Source organism: Niveispirillum lacus (assembly GCF_002251795.1).
In the GTDB taxonomy this organism is placed as follows: domain Bacteria; phylum Pseudomonadota; class Alphaproteobacteria; order Azospirillales; family Azospirillaceae; genus Niveispirillum; species Niveispirillum lacus.
Genome location: NZ_NOXU01000029.1, coordinates 262,483 through 280,072, shown reverse-complemented (window position 1 = coordinate 280,072; position 17,590 = coordinate 262,483). Strand labels below are relative to the sequence as shown.

The 17,590-nt window shown below is 62.5% G+C and carries 21 protein-coding genes; 7 read left to right on the top strand and 14 right to left on the bottom strand.

Going from position 1 to position 17,590, the window contains the following annotated elements:
* The first annotated feature begins 177 nt into the window (after positions 1–177).
* Positions 178–516, top strand: a complete 339-nt coding sequence (locus CHU95_RS12745) for a Rieske (2Fe-2S) protein (protein ID WP_165772151.1) — start codon at positions 178–180, stop codon at positions 514–516.
* 4 nt (positions 517–520) lie between these two features.
* On the opposite strand, the gene CHU95_RS12740 is transcribed toward CHU95_RS12745, so the two are convergent.
* Together CHU95_RS12740 and CHU95_RS12735 are read right to left on the bottom strand one after the other, a co-directional pair.
* Positions 521–1,279 (bottom strand): ThuA domain-containing protein, encoded by a 759-nt coding sequence (locus CHU95_RS12740; protein ID WP_207762481.1) that lies wholly within the window; start codon positions 1,277–1,279, stop codon positions 521–523.
* A gap of 21 nt (positions 1,280–1,300) precedes the next feature.
* Entirely contained in the window at positions 1,301–2,062 is a 762-nt protein-coding gene (locus CHU95_RS12735) for an SDR family NAD(P)-dependent oxidoreductase (protein ID WP_094456704.1), read from the bottom strand.
* Between the two features lie 202 nt (positions 2,063–2,264).
* On the opposite strand from CHU95_RS12735, the gene CHU95_RS12730 reads away from it, so the two are divergent.
* Positions 2,265–2,675: a Zn-ribbon domain-containing OB-fold protein gene (locus tag CHU95_RS12730; RefSeq protein WP_207762480.1), complete on the top strand. Its 411-nt coding sequence runs from the start codon at positions 2,265–2,267 to the stop codon at positions 2,673–2,675.
* Between the two features lie 49 nt (positions 2,676–2,724).
* Positions 2,725–3,870 carry a thiolase family protein gene (locus CHU95_RS12725; protein WP_094456703.1) on the top strand — a complete coding sequence of 382 codons (1,146 nt, stop codon included), beginning with the start codon at positions 2,725–2,727 and terminating at the stop codon, positions 3,868–3,870.
* A 127-nt stretch (positions 3,871–3,997) separates the two neighbouring features.
* Here CHU95_RS12725 and CHU95_RS12720 read toward each other — a convergent pair whose 3' ends face one another.
* The 4 genes from CHU95_RS12720 to CHU95_RS12705 are packed head-to-tail and all read right to left on the bottom strand — an operon-like array spanning position 3,998 to position 8,148.
* Positions 3,998–4,501 carry a nuclear transport factor 2 family protein gene (locus tag CHU95_RS12720; protein WP_094456702.1) on the bottom strand — a complete coding sequence of 168 codons (504 nt, stop codon included), beginning with the start codon at positions 4,499–4,501 and terminating at the stop codon, positions 3,998–4,000.
* A gap of 20 nt (positions 4,502–4,521) precedes the next feature.
* Positions 4,522–6,132, bottom strand: coding sequence for a 2-oxo acid dehydrogenase subunit E2 (locus tag CHU95_RS12715; RefSeq protein ID WP_094456701.1), 1,611 nt, complete (start codon positions 6,130–6,132; stop codon positions 4,522–4,524).
* A gap of 18 nt (positions 6,133–6,150) precedes the next feature.
* Complete coding sequence (locus CHU95_RS12710; protein WP_094456700.1) at positions 6,151–7,164, bottom strand: alpha-ketoacid dehydrogenase subunit beta; 1,014 nt, start codon at positions 7,162–7,164, stop codon at positions 6,151–6,153.
* A 15-nt stretch (positions 7,165–7,179) separates the two neighbouring features.
* On the bottom strand, positions 7,180–8,148 hold the full coding sequence (locus CHU95_RS12705) for a thiamine pyrophosphate-dependent dehydrogenase E1 component subunit alpha (protein WP_094456699.1): 969 nt from the start codon (positions 8,146–8,148) through the stop codon (positions 7,180–7,182).
* Between the two features lie 315 nt (positions 8,149–8,463).
* On the opposite strand from CHU95_RS12705, the gene CHU95_RS12700 reads away from it, so the two are divergent.
* Positions 8,464–9,237, top strand: coding sequence for a TetR/AcrR family transcriptional regulator (locus tag CHU95_RS12700; RefSeq protein ID WP_165772150.1), 774 nt, complete (start codon positions 8,464–8,466; stop codon positions 9,235–9,237).
* 5 nt (positions 9,238–9,242) lie between these two features.
* Here CHU95_RS12700 and CHU95_RS12695 read toward each other — a convergent pair whose 3' ends face one another.
* The 4 genes from CHU95_RS12695 to CHU95_RS22455 all read right to left on the bottom strand — a co-directional run bounded on the left by CHU95_RS12695 (position 9,243) and on the right by CHU95_RS22455 (position 11,371).
* Complete coding sequence (locus CHU95_RS12695; RefSeq protein WP_094456697.1) at positions 9,243–10,031, bottom strand: SDR family oxidoreductase; 789 nt, start codon at positions 10,029–10,031, stop codon at positions 9,243–9,245.
* Between the two features lie 11 nt (positions 10,032–10,042).
* A complete protein-coding gene (locus CHU95_RS12690) occupies positions 10,043–10,456 on the bottom strand; it encodes a nuclear transport factor 2 family protein (RefSeq protein ID WP_094456773.1) in 414 nt (137 codons plus the stop codon).
* Between the two features lie 107 nt (positions 10,457–10,563).
* Entirely contained in the window at positions 10,564–11,226 is a 663-nt protein-coding gene (locus tag CHU95_RS12685; RefSeq protein ID WP_165772149.1) for an enoyl-CoA hydratase/isomerase family protein, read from the bottom strand.
* Between the two features lie 7 nt (positions 11,227–11,233).
* Positions 11,234–11,371 (bottom strand): hypothetical protein, encoded by a 138-nt coding sequence (locus CHU95_RS22455; RefSeq protein ID WP_165772148.1) that lies wholly within the window; start codon positions 11,369–11,371, stop codon positions 11,234–11,236.
* Positions 11,372–11,479: 108 nt separating this feature from the next.
* On the opposite strand from CHU95_RS22455, the gene CHU95_RS12680 reads away from it, so the two are divergent.
* Entirely contained in the window at positions 11,480–11,791 is a 312-nt protein-coding gene (locus CHU95_RS12680) for a 2Fe-2S iron-sulfur cluster-binding protein (RefSeq protein ID WP_094456772.1), read from the top strand.
* 82 nt (positions 11,792–11,873) lie between these two features.
* On the top strand, positions 11,874–12,614 hold the full coding sequence (locus tag CHU95_RS12675) for a TetR/AcrR family transcriptional regulator (protein WP_094456695.1): 741 nt from the start codon (positions 11,874–11,876) through the stop codon (positions 12,612–12,614).
* Between the two features lie 9 nt (positions 12,615–12,623).
* Here the strand turns inward: CHU95_RS12675 and CHU95_RS12670 are convergent, their stop codons facing one another.
* The 4 genes from CHU95_RS12670 to CHU95_RS12655 all read right to left on the bottom strand — a co-directional run bounded on the left by CHU95_RS12670 (position 12,624) and on the right by CHU95_RS12655 (position 16,637).
* Complete coding sequence (locus tag CHU95_RS12670) at positions 12,624–13,949, bottom strand: aromatic ring-hydroxylating oxygenase subunit alpha (RefSeq protein ID WP_094456771.1); 1,326 nt, start codon at positions 13,947–13,949, stop codon at positions 12,624–12,626.
* Between the two features lie 116 nt (positions 13,950–14,065).
* A complete protein-coding gene (locus CHU95_RS12665) occupies positions 14,066–14,407 on the bottom strand; it encodes a DUF6285 domain-containing protein (RefSeq protein WP_094456694.1) in 342 nt (113 codons plus the stop codon).
* Positions 14,404–15,444 (bottom strand): phosphotransferase family protein, encoded by a 1,041-nt coding sequence (locus CHU95_RS12660; RefSeq protein ID WP_245838206.1) that lies wholly within the window; start codon positions 15,442–15,444, stop codon positions 14,404–14,406. The genes CHU95_RS12665 and CHU95_RS12660 overlap by 4 nt, the downstream gene beginning before the upstream one ends.
* Entirely contained in the window at positions 15,441–16,637 is a 1,197-nt protein-coding gene (locus tag CHU95_RS12655) for an acyl-CoA dehydrogenase family protein (protein ID WP_094456693.1), read from the bottom strand. The genes CHU95_RS12660 and CHU95_RS12655 overlap by 4 nt, the downstream gene beginning before the upstream one ends.
* 109 nt (positions 16,638–16,746) lie before the next feature.
* Here CHU95_RS12655 and CHU95_RS12650 point away from each other — a divergent pair, with 109 nt between their 5' ends.
* Positions 16,747–17,457 carry a TetR/AcrR family transcriptional regulator gene (locus CHU95_RS12650; protein WP_094456692.1) on the top strand — a complete coding sequence of 237 codons (711 nt, stop codon included), beginning with the start codon at positions 16,747–16,749 and terminating at the stop codon, positions 17,455–17,457.
* Positions 17,458–17,590 lie beyond the last annotated feature (133 nt).

The window sequence follows — 17,590 nt, the reverse complement described above, 5'->3', positions numbered from 1 at the left end:
TCCTCCAGATTTTTGTTATGATTGGTGAGTCACAAATCAGACTAGTGTGGCGCTGTCTGTTCGTCAACGGTCTGGAGTGGCGTCCTGATGATTTTTGCGTTGACTGATGATTCAATGATCAGCAATCATCATCCAGTGAACCCCTTGTTCCTTGCCGATTTTGTCCAGGGTGCACGTATGTCCGGTGAAAACTCCGCCGAAAAACTGACCTATCATGATCTGATTTCGATAGATGAGCTGCCCACCGGCGAGAAGCGGCTTCTCATGTTAGCGGGGGAGGAGGTTCTGCTGTGCCGGGTGCCGGCGGGGGTTTTTGCCCTGCGCAACCGGTGCCCGCATGCGGAATCGCCCCTGCATGAGGGGCGGCTGCGACAGAACAGCATCTCCTGTCCCCTGCACGGCGCCCGTTTTGACCTTGTCAGTGGCCGTGCCCTGGGTGGCACCGGCTACCGCCCCCTGACCTGCTTTCCGGTGAAGGTAGAGGGTGGGCGCGTGCTGCTGGGGATGAAGGGTTGAGGGATTAAAACCCCGCGCCATCATCGCTGCGCGCCATCCCCCAGCGGATACCCCGACGCAGCAGATCATAGAATACCGGGCTTTGCCACGAGCAACGCTCGTTATGGGGGTATTCCTCCATCAGGGGGCGCAGGTCATGCTTGCCCCGGCAATGGCCCAGCACCAAATACAGAACCTGACCCGCCCCATGGTCGCGCAGATACATCACGGGGTGGTCTGCCTCCGGCCAATCCTCATGCACAAACGGCGCGCAGGTGCCGCCCCAGCGTGTGTGCAGCAGGGTTTTATTGCCAGGGCTGACCGTGCCTAGATAAAGCTCATCCTCCACCCAGAAATTCTTTATCCCCCGCATCAGGGGGTGGGCGCTGTCCGTGACCTGGATCTCATACCTGCAGATGGGCGGATGGGCGCGGAACTGGCTGCCCAGCATGTCCGACAGGTCGGCATCCAGGTCTGGACAGTCGATGCGCCCGTCATCCAGGAATCGGATGACAGAGTTGGTGCCATGCAGGGCAAGCCACCGGCCGCCCTTAGCCAAGAAGCGGCGCAGACCTGCCTGCTGCTCGACCGTCGGCAGCACGTCACAGGTATAGGTGACCAGGATATCGGCTGCTTCGATTTCGTCGATGCGACTGTAGTCGGGGCCGACCTCGACGCGGATATCTTCATGTTCGGCCAGCAGCTTCAACAGCTCTAGCCGTGCGAAATTGATATCGTGGTATTTGCCACCGGCCACCAGATAGACGTCGATCCTGTTGGACATGCCTGTCGCTCCCGCCGGCTGTTACAACTGCACGCGCTTGGTGTAGCCGCCGTCAACCACGAGGTTGACCCCGGTCACCCAACTGGCGGCCGGGCTGGACAGGAAGGCGACACAGGCCGCCACTTCCTCTGGTGTGCCCAGGCGGCCTGACGGCTGTGACGCCAGGGTGGCGGCGTAAAGTTCTGGCATCCCGGCCTTGATCCCCTCCCAGGCACCGCCCGGAAACTCAATGGGACCGGGGGAGACGACGTTGACGCGGATACCCTTGGGCAACAGGGTCTGCGACAGTTGCTTGGCATGCACGATCAGCGCGCCCTTCATGGCGTTATAGGCCATGGGCGCCATGAAGGTCTCCACAGCCGCCGTGGTACCGGTGATGGTAATGGCCCCCTGGTCCGATGCTTCCAGGGCCGGCAATGCGGCCTCAATGGCACGCAATGTCCCCAGCACATCCACCTGATAGGCATCATTCCAACTCTGCTCGCCATTCAAGCTGCCGCCGGCTGAGACATTGGGAACCAGGATATCAATGCCGCCCAGGGCGTCGCCCATGCGGGTGACCCAATCCCGGATCGACCCCGCTTCGGCCGCATCCATGGCAGCACCGACCACGGTAACACCCAGGCCGGAGAGATCGGACACCGCACTCTCCACCTCCTCGATCTTGCGCGCACCGATGGCGATGGCGCAGCCCTCCCGCGCCAGAGCCTCGGCGATGCGCCGGCCGATGCCGCGTGTGGAACCGGTGATCAGCGCCTTGCGCCCTGTCAGCCGAAGGTCCATCGGATGTCCTCCCGTTCTGTCCTGTTCATTGGCTTTTGGTTCTGTGGCGCTTGATTGTTGCGGGTCAGGTTAGCGACCGCTGCGCAATTGACAAGCACCCGTGTCGGCGCCATTATCATGACTGATGAATCAAAAGTCAACGCATCGGCGCCGCCATGATGTTGATCACCCCCGAAAACGGCATAGTAACGGAGGAACCATCATGGGGATGGAGGGCAGGCCGCTTGCCGACCATGTCTTCACCTGGCCCAGCGACAATCCCGCCCTGATCGGTGGGGTGGATAGCAGGGGACGTCTGCGTTTTCCATTTATGGGTCGGCCGGGGGAAACACCGGTCGAACTGGCGCGTGAAGGCCTGTTGTGGAGCTGGACCGTGCAACGGTTCCTGCCCAAGCAGCCCCCCTATCTGGGTCGGGAAACCAAGGGGGAGTTCAGGCCGTTTGCGCTGGGCTATGTGGAACTGCCGGGGCAGGTGCGGGTGGAAACAAGGCTTGTCGATTGCGCGCCAGAACAGTTGCGGATCGGCATGCCCATGCGCCTCACCATCCGCCCGCTGTTTCGCGACGAACAGGGACAGGACCTGCTGATGTTTGCGTTCCAACCGGTGGCTTGAGAACACCGGTCATCCCGCTGGTTGAAAGAAGAAGGGGGAGGGTTGGGCCATGTCGGATGTGGCGATTGTAGGGATTGGCATCCATCCGTTCGGGCGGACGCCCGACCGCACCGGTTTGGAACAGGGTGCCTTTGCCGTGCGGCAGGCGCTGGGCGATGCCGGTGTCGGCTGGGATCAGGTGCAGTTCGCCTATGGCGGCAGCCAGGATGCCGGAAATGCCGACACACTGGTGTCGGACCTGGGATTGACCGGCCTGCAATTCATCAATGTCGCCAATGGCTGCGCCACAGGCGGCAGCGCGCTTATCTCCGCCTATGGGGCCATCCGGTCGGGCCAGTATGATCTGGGCCTTGTGGTCGGTTTCGACAAGCATGAACAGGGTTCGTTCCGGGTACGCCCTGCCGATTGGGGCCTGCCGGAATGGTATGGGGAGGTCGGTTTCGCGCTGACCACACAGTTCTTCGCCATGAAGATCCAGCGCTATATGGCCCTGCATGGCATTACTGATGATACCTTGATCCGGGTGGCGGAAAAGGCCTTTGCCAATGGGGCGTTGAACCCCAACGCCTGGCGTCGGCGGGCCTTGTCGTACGAAGAGATTGCGCAGTCGACCATGATCAGCGATCCGCTGCGCCAATACATGTTCTGCTCTCCGGGTGAGGGGGCGGTTGCCTTGATTCTGGCCAGCCCGAAGCGGGCAGCGCAACTAACGCGCAAACCTGTCTGGCTGAAGGCGGCGGCCATGCGTACGCGCGGGGCCGGGTCGTTTGAGGTGTTCAGCCCCAGCCTGTCGGTTGAGGATGGGGAGGGGGCGACCCCCATCGCCGCGCGCGGTGCCTTTGCCATGGCCGGCATCGGCCCGGATGAGATCGACATTGCCCAGTTGCAGGACACGGAAAGCGGGGCGGAGATCATGCATATGGCCGAAAACGGCTTCTGCCAGGACGGAGAGCAGGAGAAATGGCTGCGTGAGGGTATGACCCGGCTGGAAGGCAAGCTGCCTGTCAACACCGACGGTGGCTGTCTGGCCAATGGCGAGCCGATAGGCGCATCGGGTCTTCGGCAGGTCTATGAAACGGTGCTGCAGCTGCGCGGGGATGCGGGGGCGCGGCAGGTGCCGAAGACGCTGCGCACCGGCTATACCCATGTTTACGGGGCGCCGGGCGTATCGGCCGTGACCATCCTGGCGCGATAACACCAGGGCCCACGTTTTCATGCCAATGATGAAGGGCGAAAATCTTCTGTCTTCCCGGCGTTTGGCTGGGAAGACAGAATAGGGTGATCAGGGCGATCAACCTGGGTCGCCTGCCAAACGCCCTGATTTACGTGTCCCACAGCGCATAAACAGCATCGTTGGGCGCGTGGCCGCCCCGGTGCCGCATCAGCGCGAAGACGCCTTGATCCCAGGACACGCTGCGCGGCGGGCTGGCATTCCAGTCCATCAGATACTGGCGGTGGCTGAACTTCCAGACGCCGTCGCGCCGTTCATACCGGTCCAAATAGCGACCATATAGGATGCTGTCGGTGTCGGCCCCCGCGGCGGCCGCCAGCGTCAGGCTGTAAACCTCGCCCACCGCCTTGTCCCCCCGCACCTCAAACCATTCATTGCCGGCCATATGGAAGGATCGGGCCAGCCCGCCCGTCGCCCCCACCGCCAGACCGCAGAATTCCGTCGCCGATCCCGTGAAATACCCGAAATCGACCGTGGCACCCGGGTGCCAGACGCTGCGCAACAGCGCCTCATCGGCACGGTCCACGGCCCGATTATAAGCCATGTTCAGATCATGCAAGGCCTGCTTGGCCAGAAGGATATCAAGGTCGGTCATGGTGACGCGCTCCTTTCCGTTCAGCTCAACAGGCCCAATGGCTGTTCCAGATGCTGGCGTAGGGCGGCCAGGAACCGGGCGCCGATGGCACCATCAATGGCGCGGTGGTCGCAAGACAGGGTGACCGACATGACCGACCGGAACCGCATGGCACCGTTCGCTTCCTCCCGCGCCTCCCGCCGTGTGGCACCGACGGCCAGAATGGCAGCCTGGGGCGGGGCGATGATCGCCTGGAAATCCCGGACGCCGAACATGCCCAGGTTCGAAACGGTAAAGCTGCCGTCAGACAGGTCCGCCTGTGTCAGCCGGCGATCACGTGCCCGGCTGGCCAGGGCCGCTGTCTCTGCCGCAATGGTCCTCAAGGGTTTGCCACCGGCATCCCGCACGACCGGCGTGACCAGGCCGCCCTCAATCGCCACAGCAATGGCAATATTGGCCATATTGAACCGGCGCATGCCGGCATCGGTCCATTGCACATTCACGTCCGGCACATCGCCCAGCGCCAGGGCAGAGGCACGAACGATGAAATCATTGACAGATATCTTCGCCCCCGCCATGGCGTTCAACTGACCGCGCAGGCTCAGCACCTCGTCCATTAGGATGTCGGCCGTCAGATAGAAATGCGGCACATCCCGCTTTGCGGCCGTCAGGGCCGTGGCAATCGCGCGGCGCATGGCCGTATGGGGCACCAGATCGCGGCCCTTTGGGATCGGGTCCGGGTCCAAGCCGCCTGCCGGTGCCGCCAGGGCATTGCGCACATCCTCTTTCGTGGCGTGCCCCTTGGGTCCGGTGGGGTTGACACTAGAAAGCGACACACCCAGGTCGGCCGCCAGTTTGCGCGCGGCAGGACCTGCGGGCGGGGCGATGCTGGCCACCGGGGCGGGGGCGGTGAGGCCGCTGGCGGCCGCAAACCGTTCCACATCCGCCACATTCACCCGGCCATGGCGACCGGTACCGGCCAGGCGCTTCAGGTCGATACCCAGACGGTTGGCCATGCGGATGGCGTGAGAGGTGGCGTGCACCGACCGGTTGTCCAGGGCTGCTGTCACTGCGGGTGCCGGTGCTGGTGCGGATGTCATCGCCGGATTGGCCGCGATAAATGCCTCCACGTCTTCCTGATTGACGCGGCCGTTGCGACCGGTGCCGGTGATGCGCGACAGGTTCACCCCATGGCGGTTGGCGATGCGCCGCGCCAGGGGGGTGGCGGGAACCCCTTCGTTGCGACGCGCCAGATCGGGATCAGCCGCCCGCTCTGCCGCGGCCGGTTCCGTTCTGTCAATCACCGGTGCTGTGTCAAGCGTGGGTGCGCTGGTGGGCGCACTGTTGGCGGCCGTCTGTGCCGGGGTATCGCCGCGCAGGTAACGGTCGATATCGGCATCGGACACAGCGGCATCGGCGACAATGGCGATCAGGGCACCCACGGGCAGGGTCTGGCCGACAGGGGCGATCAGGCGTCGGACCACCCCTTCCAGATCGGATTCCAGTGTGTTGACGATCTTGGCGGTTTCGATATCGACGATTTCCATGCCACGCGACAGGGTCTGACCCTCTGCCACATGCCAGTTGGAAATCGTCCCTTCCGACATTTCCAGCCCCCATTTGGGCATGATGATCGGGGTGATGGCGTTCATCGCGGCGTTACCCCTTTATCAACGGCCGGAAAGCACTTTGCGGATGGCCGCTTCAATCTTCTCGGGCGAGGGCAGATAGGCGGCCTCCAATTCCCGCGCGAACGGCACCGGCGTGTGCGGGGCTGTCACCTGAATGATGGGGGCCTTCAGGTGGTGAAAGGCTTTCTCTGCGGCCATGGCCGCGATATCGGCGGCAACGGAACAGCGCGGGGGGCTTTCATCCACGACGACCAGCCGGCCCGTGGCCCGCACGCTTTCCAGGATGGATTCCTCATCCAACGGGCTGGTGGTGCGCGGGTCGATCAGGTCGCAGGTGATGCCTTCTGCCGCCAGCTTATCCACCACGCCGATGGCCAGCGGCACCATGCGGGCCAGCGCCACGACGGTCACATGCTCCCCTTCACGCACCATCGCGGCCTCACCAAAGGGAATAGTGTAATCTCCGTCCGGCACCTCGCATTCATCCATGTACAGGGATTTATGCTCAAAAAAGATGACCGGATCATCATCGCGGATGGCGGTCAGCAGCAAGCCCTTGGCATCATAGGCGTTGGAGGGGATCACCACCTTCAAGCCCGGAATGCTGGTCAGGATGGGATAGATGGTTTGCGAATGCTGGGCGGCCGCATTCATGCCGCCGCCACAGGTCATGCGGATGACGAGCGGCGTGCGCGCCTTGCCACCAAACATATAGCGGAACTTGGCCGCCTGGTTGAGCAGCTGGTCCATGCACACACCGACAAAATCGGCGAACATGATCTCCGCCACGGGGCGCAGGCCCGTCAGCGCCGCCCCATTGGCGGCACCAACGATGCAGCTTTCGCTGATCGGCGTGTCGATGACGCGGTCCTCACCGAACCGCGGCAGCAGCCCTTTGGTCAGACCGAAGACGCCGCCGGCGGCCTCACGTTCCCCGGATGTGCCGCCGGCTCCACCGGATACATCTTCCCCCAGCACGATCACGCGGGGGTCACGTTCCATTTCAAGATGCAGGGCGTCGTTGATCGCCTGGCGCATGGAAATCTTGGGCATGGGTACGGTTCCCACTCAGTAGCTGATATAGACGTCGGTCAGGACATCGGCGGCGGTCGGGGCGGGGGCAGCAACCGCCTCGCGCACGGCGCGATCAATCAGATCACGAACCTCCCCTTCGACCTGATCCAGGTCCCCGCCGGGCAGCAGGTTGGCTTCCGTCACCCGCTGGCGGAAGATTTTCAGGCTGTCATTTTCGGCCCGCAGCCGCGCCACCTCGTCCTTGGCACGGTAAAGCTGGGGGTCGCCTTCGAAATGCCCGAAAAAGCGGGTGCATTCGGCATAGATGGCGCAGGGGCCGCCACCCTGGCGCGACAATTCCGTGGCCTGACGCATCGCCTCATAGACGGAGAAGAAATCATACCCGTCGGCCTTGAACACCGGCATCCCGAACCCTTCGGTACGGCGCACGATATCCTTGCTGCCAACCGCATAACTGAAGCCGGTATGTTCGCTGTAGCCATTGTTTTCGAACACAAAAATCTTCGGGACCTTCAGGACCACCGCCATGTTCATGGCCTCAAACACGGTGCCCTGGTTGCTGGCCCCGTCGCCGCTGAACGAGACGGCGACGCCGCCTGTCTTCAGCACCTTGGCAGAGATGGCAGCCCCAACGGCGATGGGGGGGCCGCCGCCGACAATGCCGTTGGCCCCCAGCATGCCCCGGTCCAGATCGGCGATATGCATCGACCCGCCCTTGCCCTTGCACAGCCCATCCTGGCGGCCATAAATCTCTTTCATCATGCCGATGACGTCACAGCCCTTGGCGATGCAGTGACCATGACCACGATGGGTGCTGATGATGGTGTCCGTATCCGTCAGGTGTTCGCACACCCCGACGGCCACTGCTTCTTGGCCCGCGTAAAGATGGGTGAAGCCGGCGATTCCGCCGCGCTGGATATCGACATGAATCCGTTCCTCAAACTCCCGGATTGTCACCATCTGGCGGTAGGCCCGCAGCATCTGCTCGCGGCTGATCTGCATGGAAATCTCCCTGTGCTGTCAGGCGGTCATGGTGGGGCCGCCGCGGTTGGTCAGGGCATAGGGTGCCATGACGGTTCCCGGTCTTGAAGCGGCCTTGGGGCAGGGCCCCATCCTCCTGACAATGATTTTTGATTCATTAGTCATTATAACGTCGTGATCCCTGTCCGTCAACGGCTCTCGCTCGCTCAATACGGCGAATTGATGGGACCGAGACTGGGATTGCAGTCAGGAATGAACTGTGACAAAATGACTTTCGAGTCACTAATCATTTCATGTGCGCCCGTCCGCACAACCCGCATCAGTCAGGGTGATCCCGTGCCATCCAGGAAGCCGAAAGCCGCCCCCCCTGCCGAAGATCGGCCCGAGGGGGAGCCTGTTCCCCCCCGCCGCCGACGGTCAGAGGCACAGCAGCAGAAGAACGTAGAGACGCGGGTGCGTCTGTTGAATGCTGCGGCGCGCGTCATCGGCAAATATGGCTATGCTGGCTGTTCCATCGCACGGGTGGCGGCGCGGGCCAAGGTGGCGCACGGCACCTTCTATCTGCATTTCAAATCGCAGCAGGATCTGTTCGACCAGCTTCTGCCGGCCTTAGGCGCTGAGATGCTAGAGGTGATCGGCAAGGCGGTGCGCGACAGCAGAAGCCTCATCGAACTGGAACATCGTGGCCTAGTGGCCAATTTTGATTACCTGGTGCAGCACCCGTACCTGCACCGTGTGACGTCGGAGGCGGAACTCTACGCCCCCGTCGCCTATCGTCAATATTTTGAGGAACTGGCCAAACCCTACAAGAAATCGCTCCGCCGCTCCATGGCCGCCCAAAGCCAGCCTGCCTTCAGCGAGGAACAGCTGGACGCCGTCATCTCCATGCTGCTGGGCGCGCGCTATTACCTCCTGACCCGCTTCTGCGTGCAGGGCAACTGCCTCAAACCGCTGACCCGCGAGTTGACCGAAACCTACCTGCGCTTTGTCGCCGAGGGTTTGGGGGTCAAGCCGGAAGCACCAGCCAAAGCGACAGCAGCACCAGCGGCATCAGCGGCGGAGGTGGTACCCCTGACACCACGTCGCAAGCGCAAGGTCGCGGGGGCGTAGGGACGTCAGGCCCCCGCCGCCCGCGCAATGGACGCCGCCACCTCTTCGCGTGTGGGGTTGCGGCGCAGGGTCAGGCCGCCATTCACCTGCAAATTCTCGCCCGTCATGAAGCATTCATCAGACGCCAGCCAGACGGCGGCGGCGGCGATGTCGTCCGACGTGCCGATGCGCCCCAGCGGATATTCCGGCAGGAACGCCTCTGTCAGGCCGGGGATGGCCATATGGCCGGCCGTCATTGGTGTGGCGGTCAGGCCGGGGGAGATGGAATTGGCGCGGATGCCCCGCTGCCCGAATTCATGGGCGACGACGCGGATGATGTGATCGGTGCCGGCCTTGGCCCCCATATAGGCGGCGTGGTCGTTCAACATGATGGTAGCGGTGGCCGAACTGATCTGAATGATCGACCCGCCGCGATCCATGACCCCGATCACGGCCTGATAGAACATGAACGGGCCTTTGAACTGAAGCGCGCTCATCTGATCAAACTCTTCCTCGGTCGTCTCCAGGAAGGGTTTCAACAGGCCCCAGCCTGTGGCATTCAGGGCAATGTCGACATGGCCCAGCTTATCCTTCGCGAACGCCGCCAGGGCGAAGATATCGGCCCGACTGGTAATGTCGCACAGGGCGGCATGGCCACCGATCTCATCGGCCAACCGGTCCAGCTCATCCCGCTTGCGGCCGGCCACTACCACCGTCGCCCCCTCGGCGGCGAAGCGGCGGGCGATGACCTGGCCCATATTGTCGCGATTGGCAGCGCCGATGACGATGGCGCCCTTGCCGGCAAGACGTCCCATCACACCCCTCCTCAGACCCAATAGCGCACGGAGAATGTGCGGGATTTGAAGGCCCAGCGCCCATCAATCTTCACCAGGATATCGTCATACTGGCCATGGGTGCGCCGCGCCACACCCTCGGCATCGGTGTAGGATTCTGCGGTGTACATGCGCGCGGTTGCTTGATCGCCCGCAACCGTGATGGAGCCAGGCAGCACCAGGAACACAATGTCGGGATAATGTTTCATCGCCGCCACCCAGGCATCGACGATGGTCTGTTTGCCCGACAATTTCTCCATGCCCGGCACATGCGGCAGGCACCAGAAACTATCCTCGGCCCAGGTCGATGCCCAATCTTCGGCACTATGCTGGTTGACGGCATCTGCATAGGTTTCGTTCAATTCGCGGATGGCCAGACGGTCCTCCACCGGTCCCGTGAACGGCATCTTATCCTCCCGTTTTATGATGATGTGCGGGGCCGGTTGGTCCAGCCGCAAGGCGTCATTGCTGATTAGTGATCCGGCAGTCACATTGTGTGATGTGTCCGGCCTTGTCAAGCGCCGCAGCCCATGAAATCCGGGCGTCGTTTCGCCAGAAAGGCCCGCAACCCCTCGGCGAACTCAGCACTGTCGGCGCGGGCGGCGAACTGGTCTTTTTCGGCCAAAAGCTGGGCCATGAAGGCGGCGGTCAGCGGCCCGCGCAACAGCGCCTTGCCAGCCCCATGTGCGCCGGCGGGGCCCTTGGCCAGACGCTGAGCTAGGTCCTCCACCGTGGTGGGAAGGGCGTCCGCAGGCACGACCTGGTTGACGATACCCAATACCCTGGCGTCTGCTGCACTGATCCGGTCGCCCAGCATCACCAGTTCGCTGGCGCGTTTCAGGCCACACAGATGCGGCAGGATCATGGTGGCCCCCCCGTCGGGTGTGGCACCCAGATGGCAGTAAGCCAGCGACAGCATCGCTCCCTCTGCGGCGATGGAGGCATCACAGGCCGCGGCCAGCCCGATGCCAAAGCCTGCAACAGGCCCGTTGATTGCGGCGATCACCGGTTTGGGCATGCGCCAGATGCGCTGTACCGCGCCATGGGCATGGTCAATGAGCCGGTTGAAATACTGCCGACGCTCTGTGGCGGTCCCGTCCAGGGTCTGTGCGAATTCCCTTACATCCCCCCCGGCCATGAAGGCACGGCCGGCGCCGGTCAGGATGACGGACCGCACAGATCGGTCAGCCTCTACCGTCGCCAGCGCCTGATCCAGCGCGCGCCAGCCCCATGTTCAGGGCATTCAACGCTTCCGGACGGTTGACGGTGACCTGTGCCACAGCACCGCGCCGTTCAATCCCGACCAACTCCGCCGCTGTCATCGGTTTCTCTCCCCTGTCATTTTGCACGAACGGCGATAACCGGTGCTTGACCTGTCCCGCTTCAGCGTGATTATGATCGATGAATCAGAAGTCAGTCAAGGAAGTGTCATGCCCCCTATTCTGGCAAAAGATCGCGACGGAACCGCCCACACACTTGCAGCCGCTGATGGTGACAGCCTGATGGTCGCGCTCCGCAATGCCGGGCTGTCGGTGGAGGGTACCTGCGGCGGGAACATGTCCTGCGGTACCTGTCACATCTATGTGCAAAACGCGGCCCCCGGCCAATTGCCGCCGGTCAGCGCGGATGAGGCGGCCTTGCTCGCCGATCTGCCCGACGTGACGGCGGACTCGCGCCTGTCCTGTCAAATCCCGGTGACGCCAACGTTGGCCGGCCTCTCCATCGTGGTTGCCCCGGATTGAACCCTTGCCACAACCCTTGCTATCATTACCTTAATGATGAGGTAGGCCGATATCCGGCCGATGATGGTTCGAGGGGCAGGGAGTGTCGACGGTGGGGGCAAGCGCACAGGTTCGCAAACGAAAGCCTTCTGCCGAAAAGGTGGAGAAGAATGAGGCGACGCGGCTTGCCTTGATTGAGGCAGCGGCGAAGATTGTCGGTCGTTATGGCTATGCCGGCTGTTCCATCGCGCGGGTGACGGCCAAGGCCAAGGTGGCGCATGGCACCTTCTACCTGCATTTCAAATCGCAGCAGGAATTGTTTGACCTGCTGCTGCCCACGCTGGGCGCGCGCATGCTGGATAAGATCAGCGATGCTGTGCGCAACGCCACCTCCTTGCTGGAGGTGGAGCGGCGGGGCCTGGAGGCGAATTTTGCCTATCTGGTGGCGCACCCTTATATGTATCGGCTGATGATGGAGGCGGAGCTTTTTGCCCCCACTGCCTTCCGCGCCCATATCGGCATGCTGGTCGAACGCTATGTCCGCTCGCTGCGGCGCAGCCTGAAGGACCAGGACCCGCCGCTTTACAGCGATATTGAGCTGGAACAGGTGGCCAGCATGCTGATGGGCGCGCGCTCTTACCTGCTGATGCGGTTCTGCGCGGTCGATGGCAAGATCAAGCCGCTGTCGCCCGATATCCTTGATACCTATCTGCGGTTCGTGGCGACAGGCCTCAAAGCAGGGCCATTGGCCCCGCTTCTGGCTGCACAGGAGCTGACATCAGTGCCGGAACCCACCCCAAAACCCGCCCCACGCCGCCGCGCGAAGGCAACGGTGGAGGCATGAGCAGCGGCATCAGCGCCGCCCTTCGATATAATCATTGATCATTTCATGGAACCGGCGCACCCGCGACTCCTGCCCTGTCAGATAGGCATCCTTGAAGCCACGGGACCGCAGGCCGAGTTGCTGTCCGACGGCAATTGACAGGTCTTGATCGGCGACGAAGCCCAGTGTCTGCTCGCCATGCTTGAAGATTTCATGTTCGGCTTCAGCCAGGGGGCGGGGACCCACGGGGGTCATCGCTTCTGTCTGGCCCGGCACGACGGGCACCATGAACCAATGGTCGAAAATGCATTTTTCCGGATCGGTCGGGTGCGGCTGTGGCCGCAGCAGCTGGAACCCATCCGCACTCATGGTCAGGGATACGTTGGGAAACAGCGTATAGTGGTGATAATCGGTCAGTTGGTCATCATCCAGCAGATCATAATGGGCAAAGCCGCGTCCCGTGCCCAGGCGGCGTTTCTGCTGCTGAAGGGCCTGGCGGGCATCGCGGGCATGCCCTTGAAAGCTGGTCGGGTCCAGGTCCCAGGTGCGCAGGATATCGTCCAACGGCTGCGCTACATCGGTCACGCTGTGTGCGCGTAAGGAAGGCAGCCCGCCCTTCATCCGCATCCGGTTGTGGCCCGATGCGTACAGGTCGAACATCGTGTCCTGGTAGGCATCTTCGATGAAGGTCGATAATTCAGGATGCAGGGTCGGCAGATGGTAACTTTCGTTGAAATTGTCGTGGATGATCTTCCAGTTACAATTCACTTCCGCCGTCAGGTACAAGACGCGAACCTGACCATCCATGCTGTATTTGTCAAATTGCGGGGCGACAGGGTCGAGAAATTGGCGCAGCGGCGGAGCGTTGGGGTCCATGTTGAACCAAACAAACCCGCCCCAGACCTCGCACTTGATGGCCGACAGGCGGACTTTGCCACAGGGATTTCCCTGCGGGAAATCGTCGGGGTCCTGAACGCGGCAGGTGGTGCCTGCCCGGTCAAACTGCCAGGAATGGTACGAGCAGGTGAAAACCTTGGCATGGCCCAGATCGCCATGCACCAGCCGGTTTCCGCGGTGGGGGCAGACATTGTAGAAGGCGGCGACCGACCCATCCTCCTGCCGCACCATCAGAATGCTTTCCTGCCCGATGGCGTGCGTGATGTAATCACCCGGCTGCGGCAGGTCGGCCGCCCAGCCACCAATATGCCAGACACGTGTCCACATCCGCTCCCATTCCAGCGCCATGAAGTCCCGGCTGGTGTAGCGGTTGCCTGTAATCGGGTCGCCGCGCAGGATTGGCGGCGGCGGCGAGGGCTCGACGGCGGGTCGGGGCGGCTGGGTATTGATCACGGACATGGGTTGCATCCTCCGCTGTTCAATCGGCGGCCTGTCGCCGCATTATTATGAATGATGAGTCATTGGTCACTGTATGTGCATGGCCGGCCGCCGTCAACGGGCCTCAAAGGGCAGGGTCAGCCAAGGGCTTTCGGATTATTGATCGACAGCCGTGCCTTGGTGATCAACAGCAGGTTCAGGCGAAGGGCGCTGTCGTGGTCCGGTGCGTCAAATCTGCCGGCCTGGATGGCGCGACACAGGGTTGTCGCGTCATTGCGACCGATCAGACGGGTCATGGCGGCTTCCATCTCTGCCCGTGCCGGCTCCGCGCGCAGGTCACGCAGGGCGATACTCAAGGCATTGGCGACCATCAGGCCGGTGTAGCGGGCATGGTCGGGCAGGTAGGGCAAAAGGTCGGTCCGCAGGCTGTTCAAGGCCGTTTCCAGCAGGTTTCCGGCGTCGGGCAGTTCTGGGGTCATGCGCCACCTTCCATCCGGTCGATCTGCTGCAGCATGTCATAGCTGATCTCTGTCACCATCCGACCGGTCAGGGCTAGTTCCAGCGATGGCTCCGCGCCGGAGACATGGCGCATCGCCTGCTGTACCGCGATGGCGGCCCAGCGCAGATGCGCCATCACCTCCCACCAGCCAACTGCGGTATGATCGATGCTGCGGCCCGACGCCTGTTCATAACCGGCGTAGAAATCGGCCCGGTTGCCGATACCACCGGCCTCCCGCGCGCGCTGACCAAACCGCCAGCAAGCGGCGCAGAACCAGCCGATATCCTCCATCGCGTCAGACCAGCCGGCAAATTCCCAGTCGATGATGGCTGTCAGCCGCCCATCATCGACCATGTAATTGCCGGTTCGGTAATCACGGTGCGACAGAACCAGATCGCCCATGGCCGGGCGGCGTCGGTCCAGCCAGCGCAGGGCATAGGCCAAGACCGGGTCCTTCCCCGCCACATCACCCAGCCAGTCACGATAGGCGTTCAGGCACTCATCCACGATGCTGTTCGTGGGCATGGGCAGGAAATCCAGGCCCGGCGCACCGGGACGGATGGCGTGCAGGCGGCCCAACTGTCTGCCCAACTCATACGCCAGCGCCGGGACGGTAGGGGCCTTGACCAACCGGTGTCCGGCCGCCAGGCCCGTGGCCCGGCGCATGAGGTAGAAGGGGGCTCCCAGGACATTGCCTGTCGCTTCTACGAAGAGCGGTTCCGGGGCCATCACGCCAGCGTCGAAGGCGGCCTTCAGGACCGCGGCTTCCCGCACCTTGTCCAGGCTGGCGGAGACACCGCTGGGCGATCCAGATCGCAAGACCGCAGCACAGGGGCCCGCCACGTCACCGCCTTCGATCATCAGGTCGATGGCCAGATTGACGGAAATGGCACCACCGGACAGCCGCCGCACATTTCCCACCACCACCGACCGCGCGCCGGCCTGTCGGGTCAGCCACTCTGTGAGGCTGCGCACCTGATCTGGTGTCAATGGTTCCGCTGAAAGTGGTGTGGTCACGACCACCCCCAGAACCCGTCACCTTCCGTCAGATAGGACCGGCTCAGCACCATCTTGTGGACCTCTGACGCGCCATCGACCAGTCGCGATTGCCGTGCATATCGGTAAATCCATTCCAGAACCGTATCGCGGGAATAGCCGCGTGCCCCGCACAGCTGGATGGCGGTATCGGCGGCACGTGACAGGGTATCGGCCACCTGCACCTTGGCCATCGACACTTCCTTGCGCGCGAAATGGCCCCGATCCAGTTCCGCCGCCGCCCGCATGGTCAAGAGGCGGGCGATTTCGATCTGCATGGCCGTTTCGCCCAGCATCCACTGCACCCCCTCATGGTCGGCCAGTGGCATGCCGAAACTGCGGCGCTCCTTCACATAGGCACCGGCGATCTCCAGACAACGCTTGGCAAGGCCGGTCCAGCGCATGCAGTGGGTCAGGCGGGCAGGGCCCAGGCGGATCTGGGTAGCCTTCAGACCGTCGCCGACATTCATCAAGACATTTTCGTCCGCAATCTCTAGCCCGTCGAAGATCAGCTCGCAATGGCCGCCATGTTCCTCTGGCCCCATGATGGGGATGCGGCGTTCGATGCGCCAACCCGGCTGGTCCCGGTCGAACAGGAAGGCAGTCAGCCCTTTACGCGGATCATCAGAGGTACGTGCCAGCAGGATGAAATGCTGTGCCACGCCGGCACCCGTTATGAACCATTTATGGCCATGGATGACCCAGCGCCCATCGCGGCGTTCGGCGCGGGTGCGCATCATGGTCGGGTCCGACCCGCCGCCAGGATGCGGCTCCGTCATGGCGAAGGCAGACCGCACCTGGCCTGATACAATCGGGTCCAGCCAGCGCCGCTTCTGTGCCTCTGTCCCCACTTGGTTCAGCAGGCGCATATTGCCATCATCGGGTGCGGCGGCGTTGAAACAGACTGGGCCGAAAATGGATCGGTTCATCTCTTCATAACAGGCGGCAAGCCCGATGAAGGGCAATCCCTGACCGCCAGCTTCCTTTGGTAGTTGCAAGGTCCACAGGCCTGCCGCCTTGGCCTTGGTGCGCAGAGTGGCCAACGGCTCCTCTGCAATATTCTCATGCTCATCCCAATTGGCGCGGTCGGCCTCCACGGGCAGGATTTCGGCATCGACAAAATCCCGGACGCGGCGGCGATACTCCTCCAGTTCGGGCGGCAGCACGAAATCCATTTTCGATCCTTTCAAAAAACGAGCGAACGCTCGCTATATACTTTGTTTCGGCGTCGCGGGCAATGCGTGTTCATGCTATGCGATGAACAGGGAAGGGTGGGGATAGGGCATGGACAGTTACCGCATGTTTCAGCAGGAATTTGACCTGTCGATGGAGGCGCTGTGCCGGCGTATTCTTGACCGCCATCAGGCCACGATCCGGGTGCGCAAGGCTGATACGGCGGTGGCCAATCTGGTGCGCATCATCGACACCACCCTGACGCTGGCCAATCGCAAGGGTTTTCATTCCACGTCATTGCGTGACCTGTCCGAACAGTCAGGCCTGTCGATGGGGGCGCTCTACAGTTATTTCGATAGTAAGGATACGCTGCTGCTGATGATCCTCGGGCAGGTCGTGGACGCCATCCAGCAGGTCCTGATAGTCCCTGACGTTACCACGGGCAGCGTCTATAACCGCTTGCGGGCGCTGATCGCCCGGCATGTCTATCTCACCGAACGCATGGGCCCCTGGTTCGTCTTCGCCTTCATGGAGGCGAAGGCCTTCAGCAAACAAGGTCGTGAGATGGCCATTGAAAGCGAACTCTGGACCGAAGGCCAGTTGCGGGATGTCATCGCCGACGGCATCGCGGCCGGCCTCTTCCGCCCACAGGACCCGACCATGGCTGCCGCCCTCATCAAGCCGATGTTGCAGGACTGGTACGTCAAGCGCAGCAAGTACCGCCGCCGCGCCATCGACCCCGATGGGTTTGTCGTCGCCCTGGGGGACGCCGTCAGTGCGATGCTTGGCTGCGATTCCAAGCTGGCGCTGAAAATGTCCTGACCGTTGAAGTCAAATGGCGACACCTTGATGGCTTTATGGGCTTACGTCAGCGCGTAGCGGTCAGTTCGGCTGTCCTCCAGAGTGTTGGTATCAACATCGGGGCCCGCCTGAATCGGCGCCCAGCATCATTGTG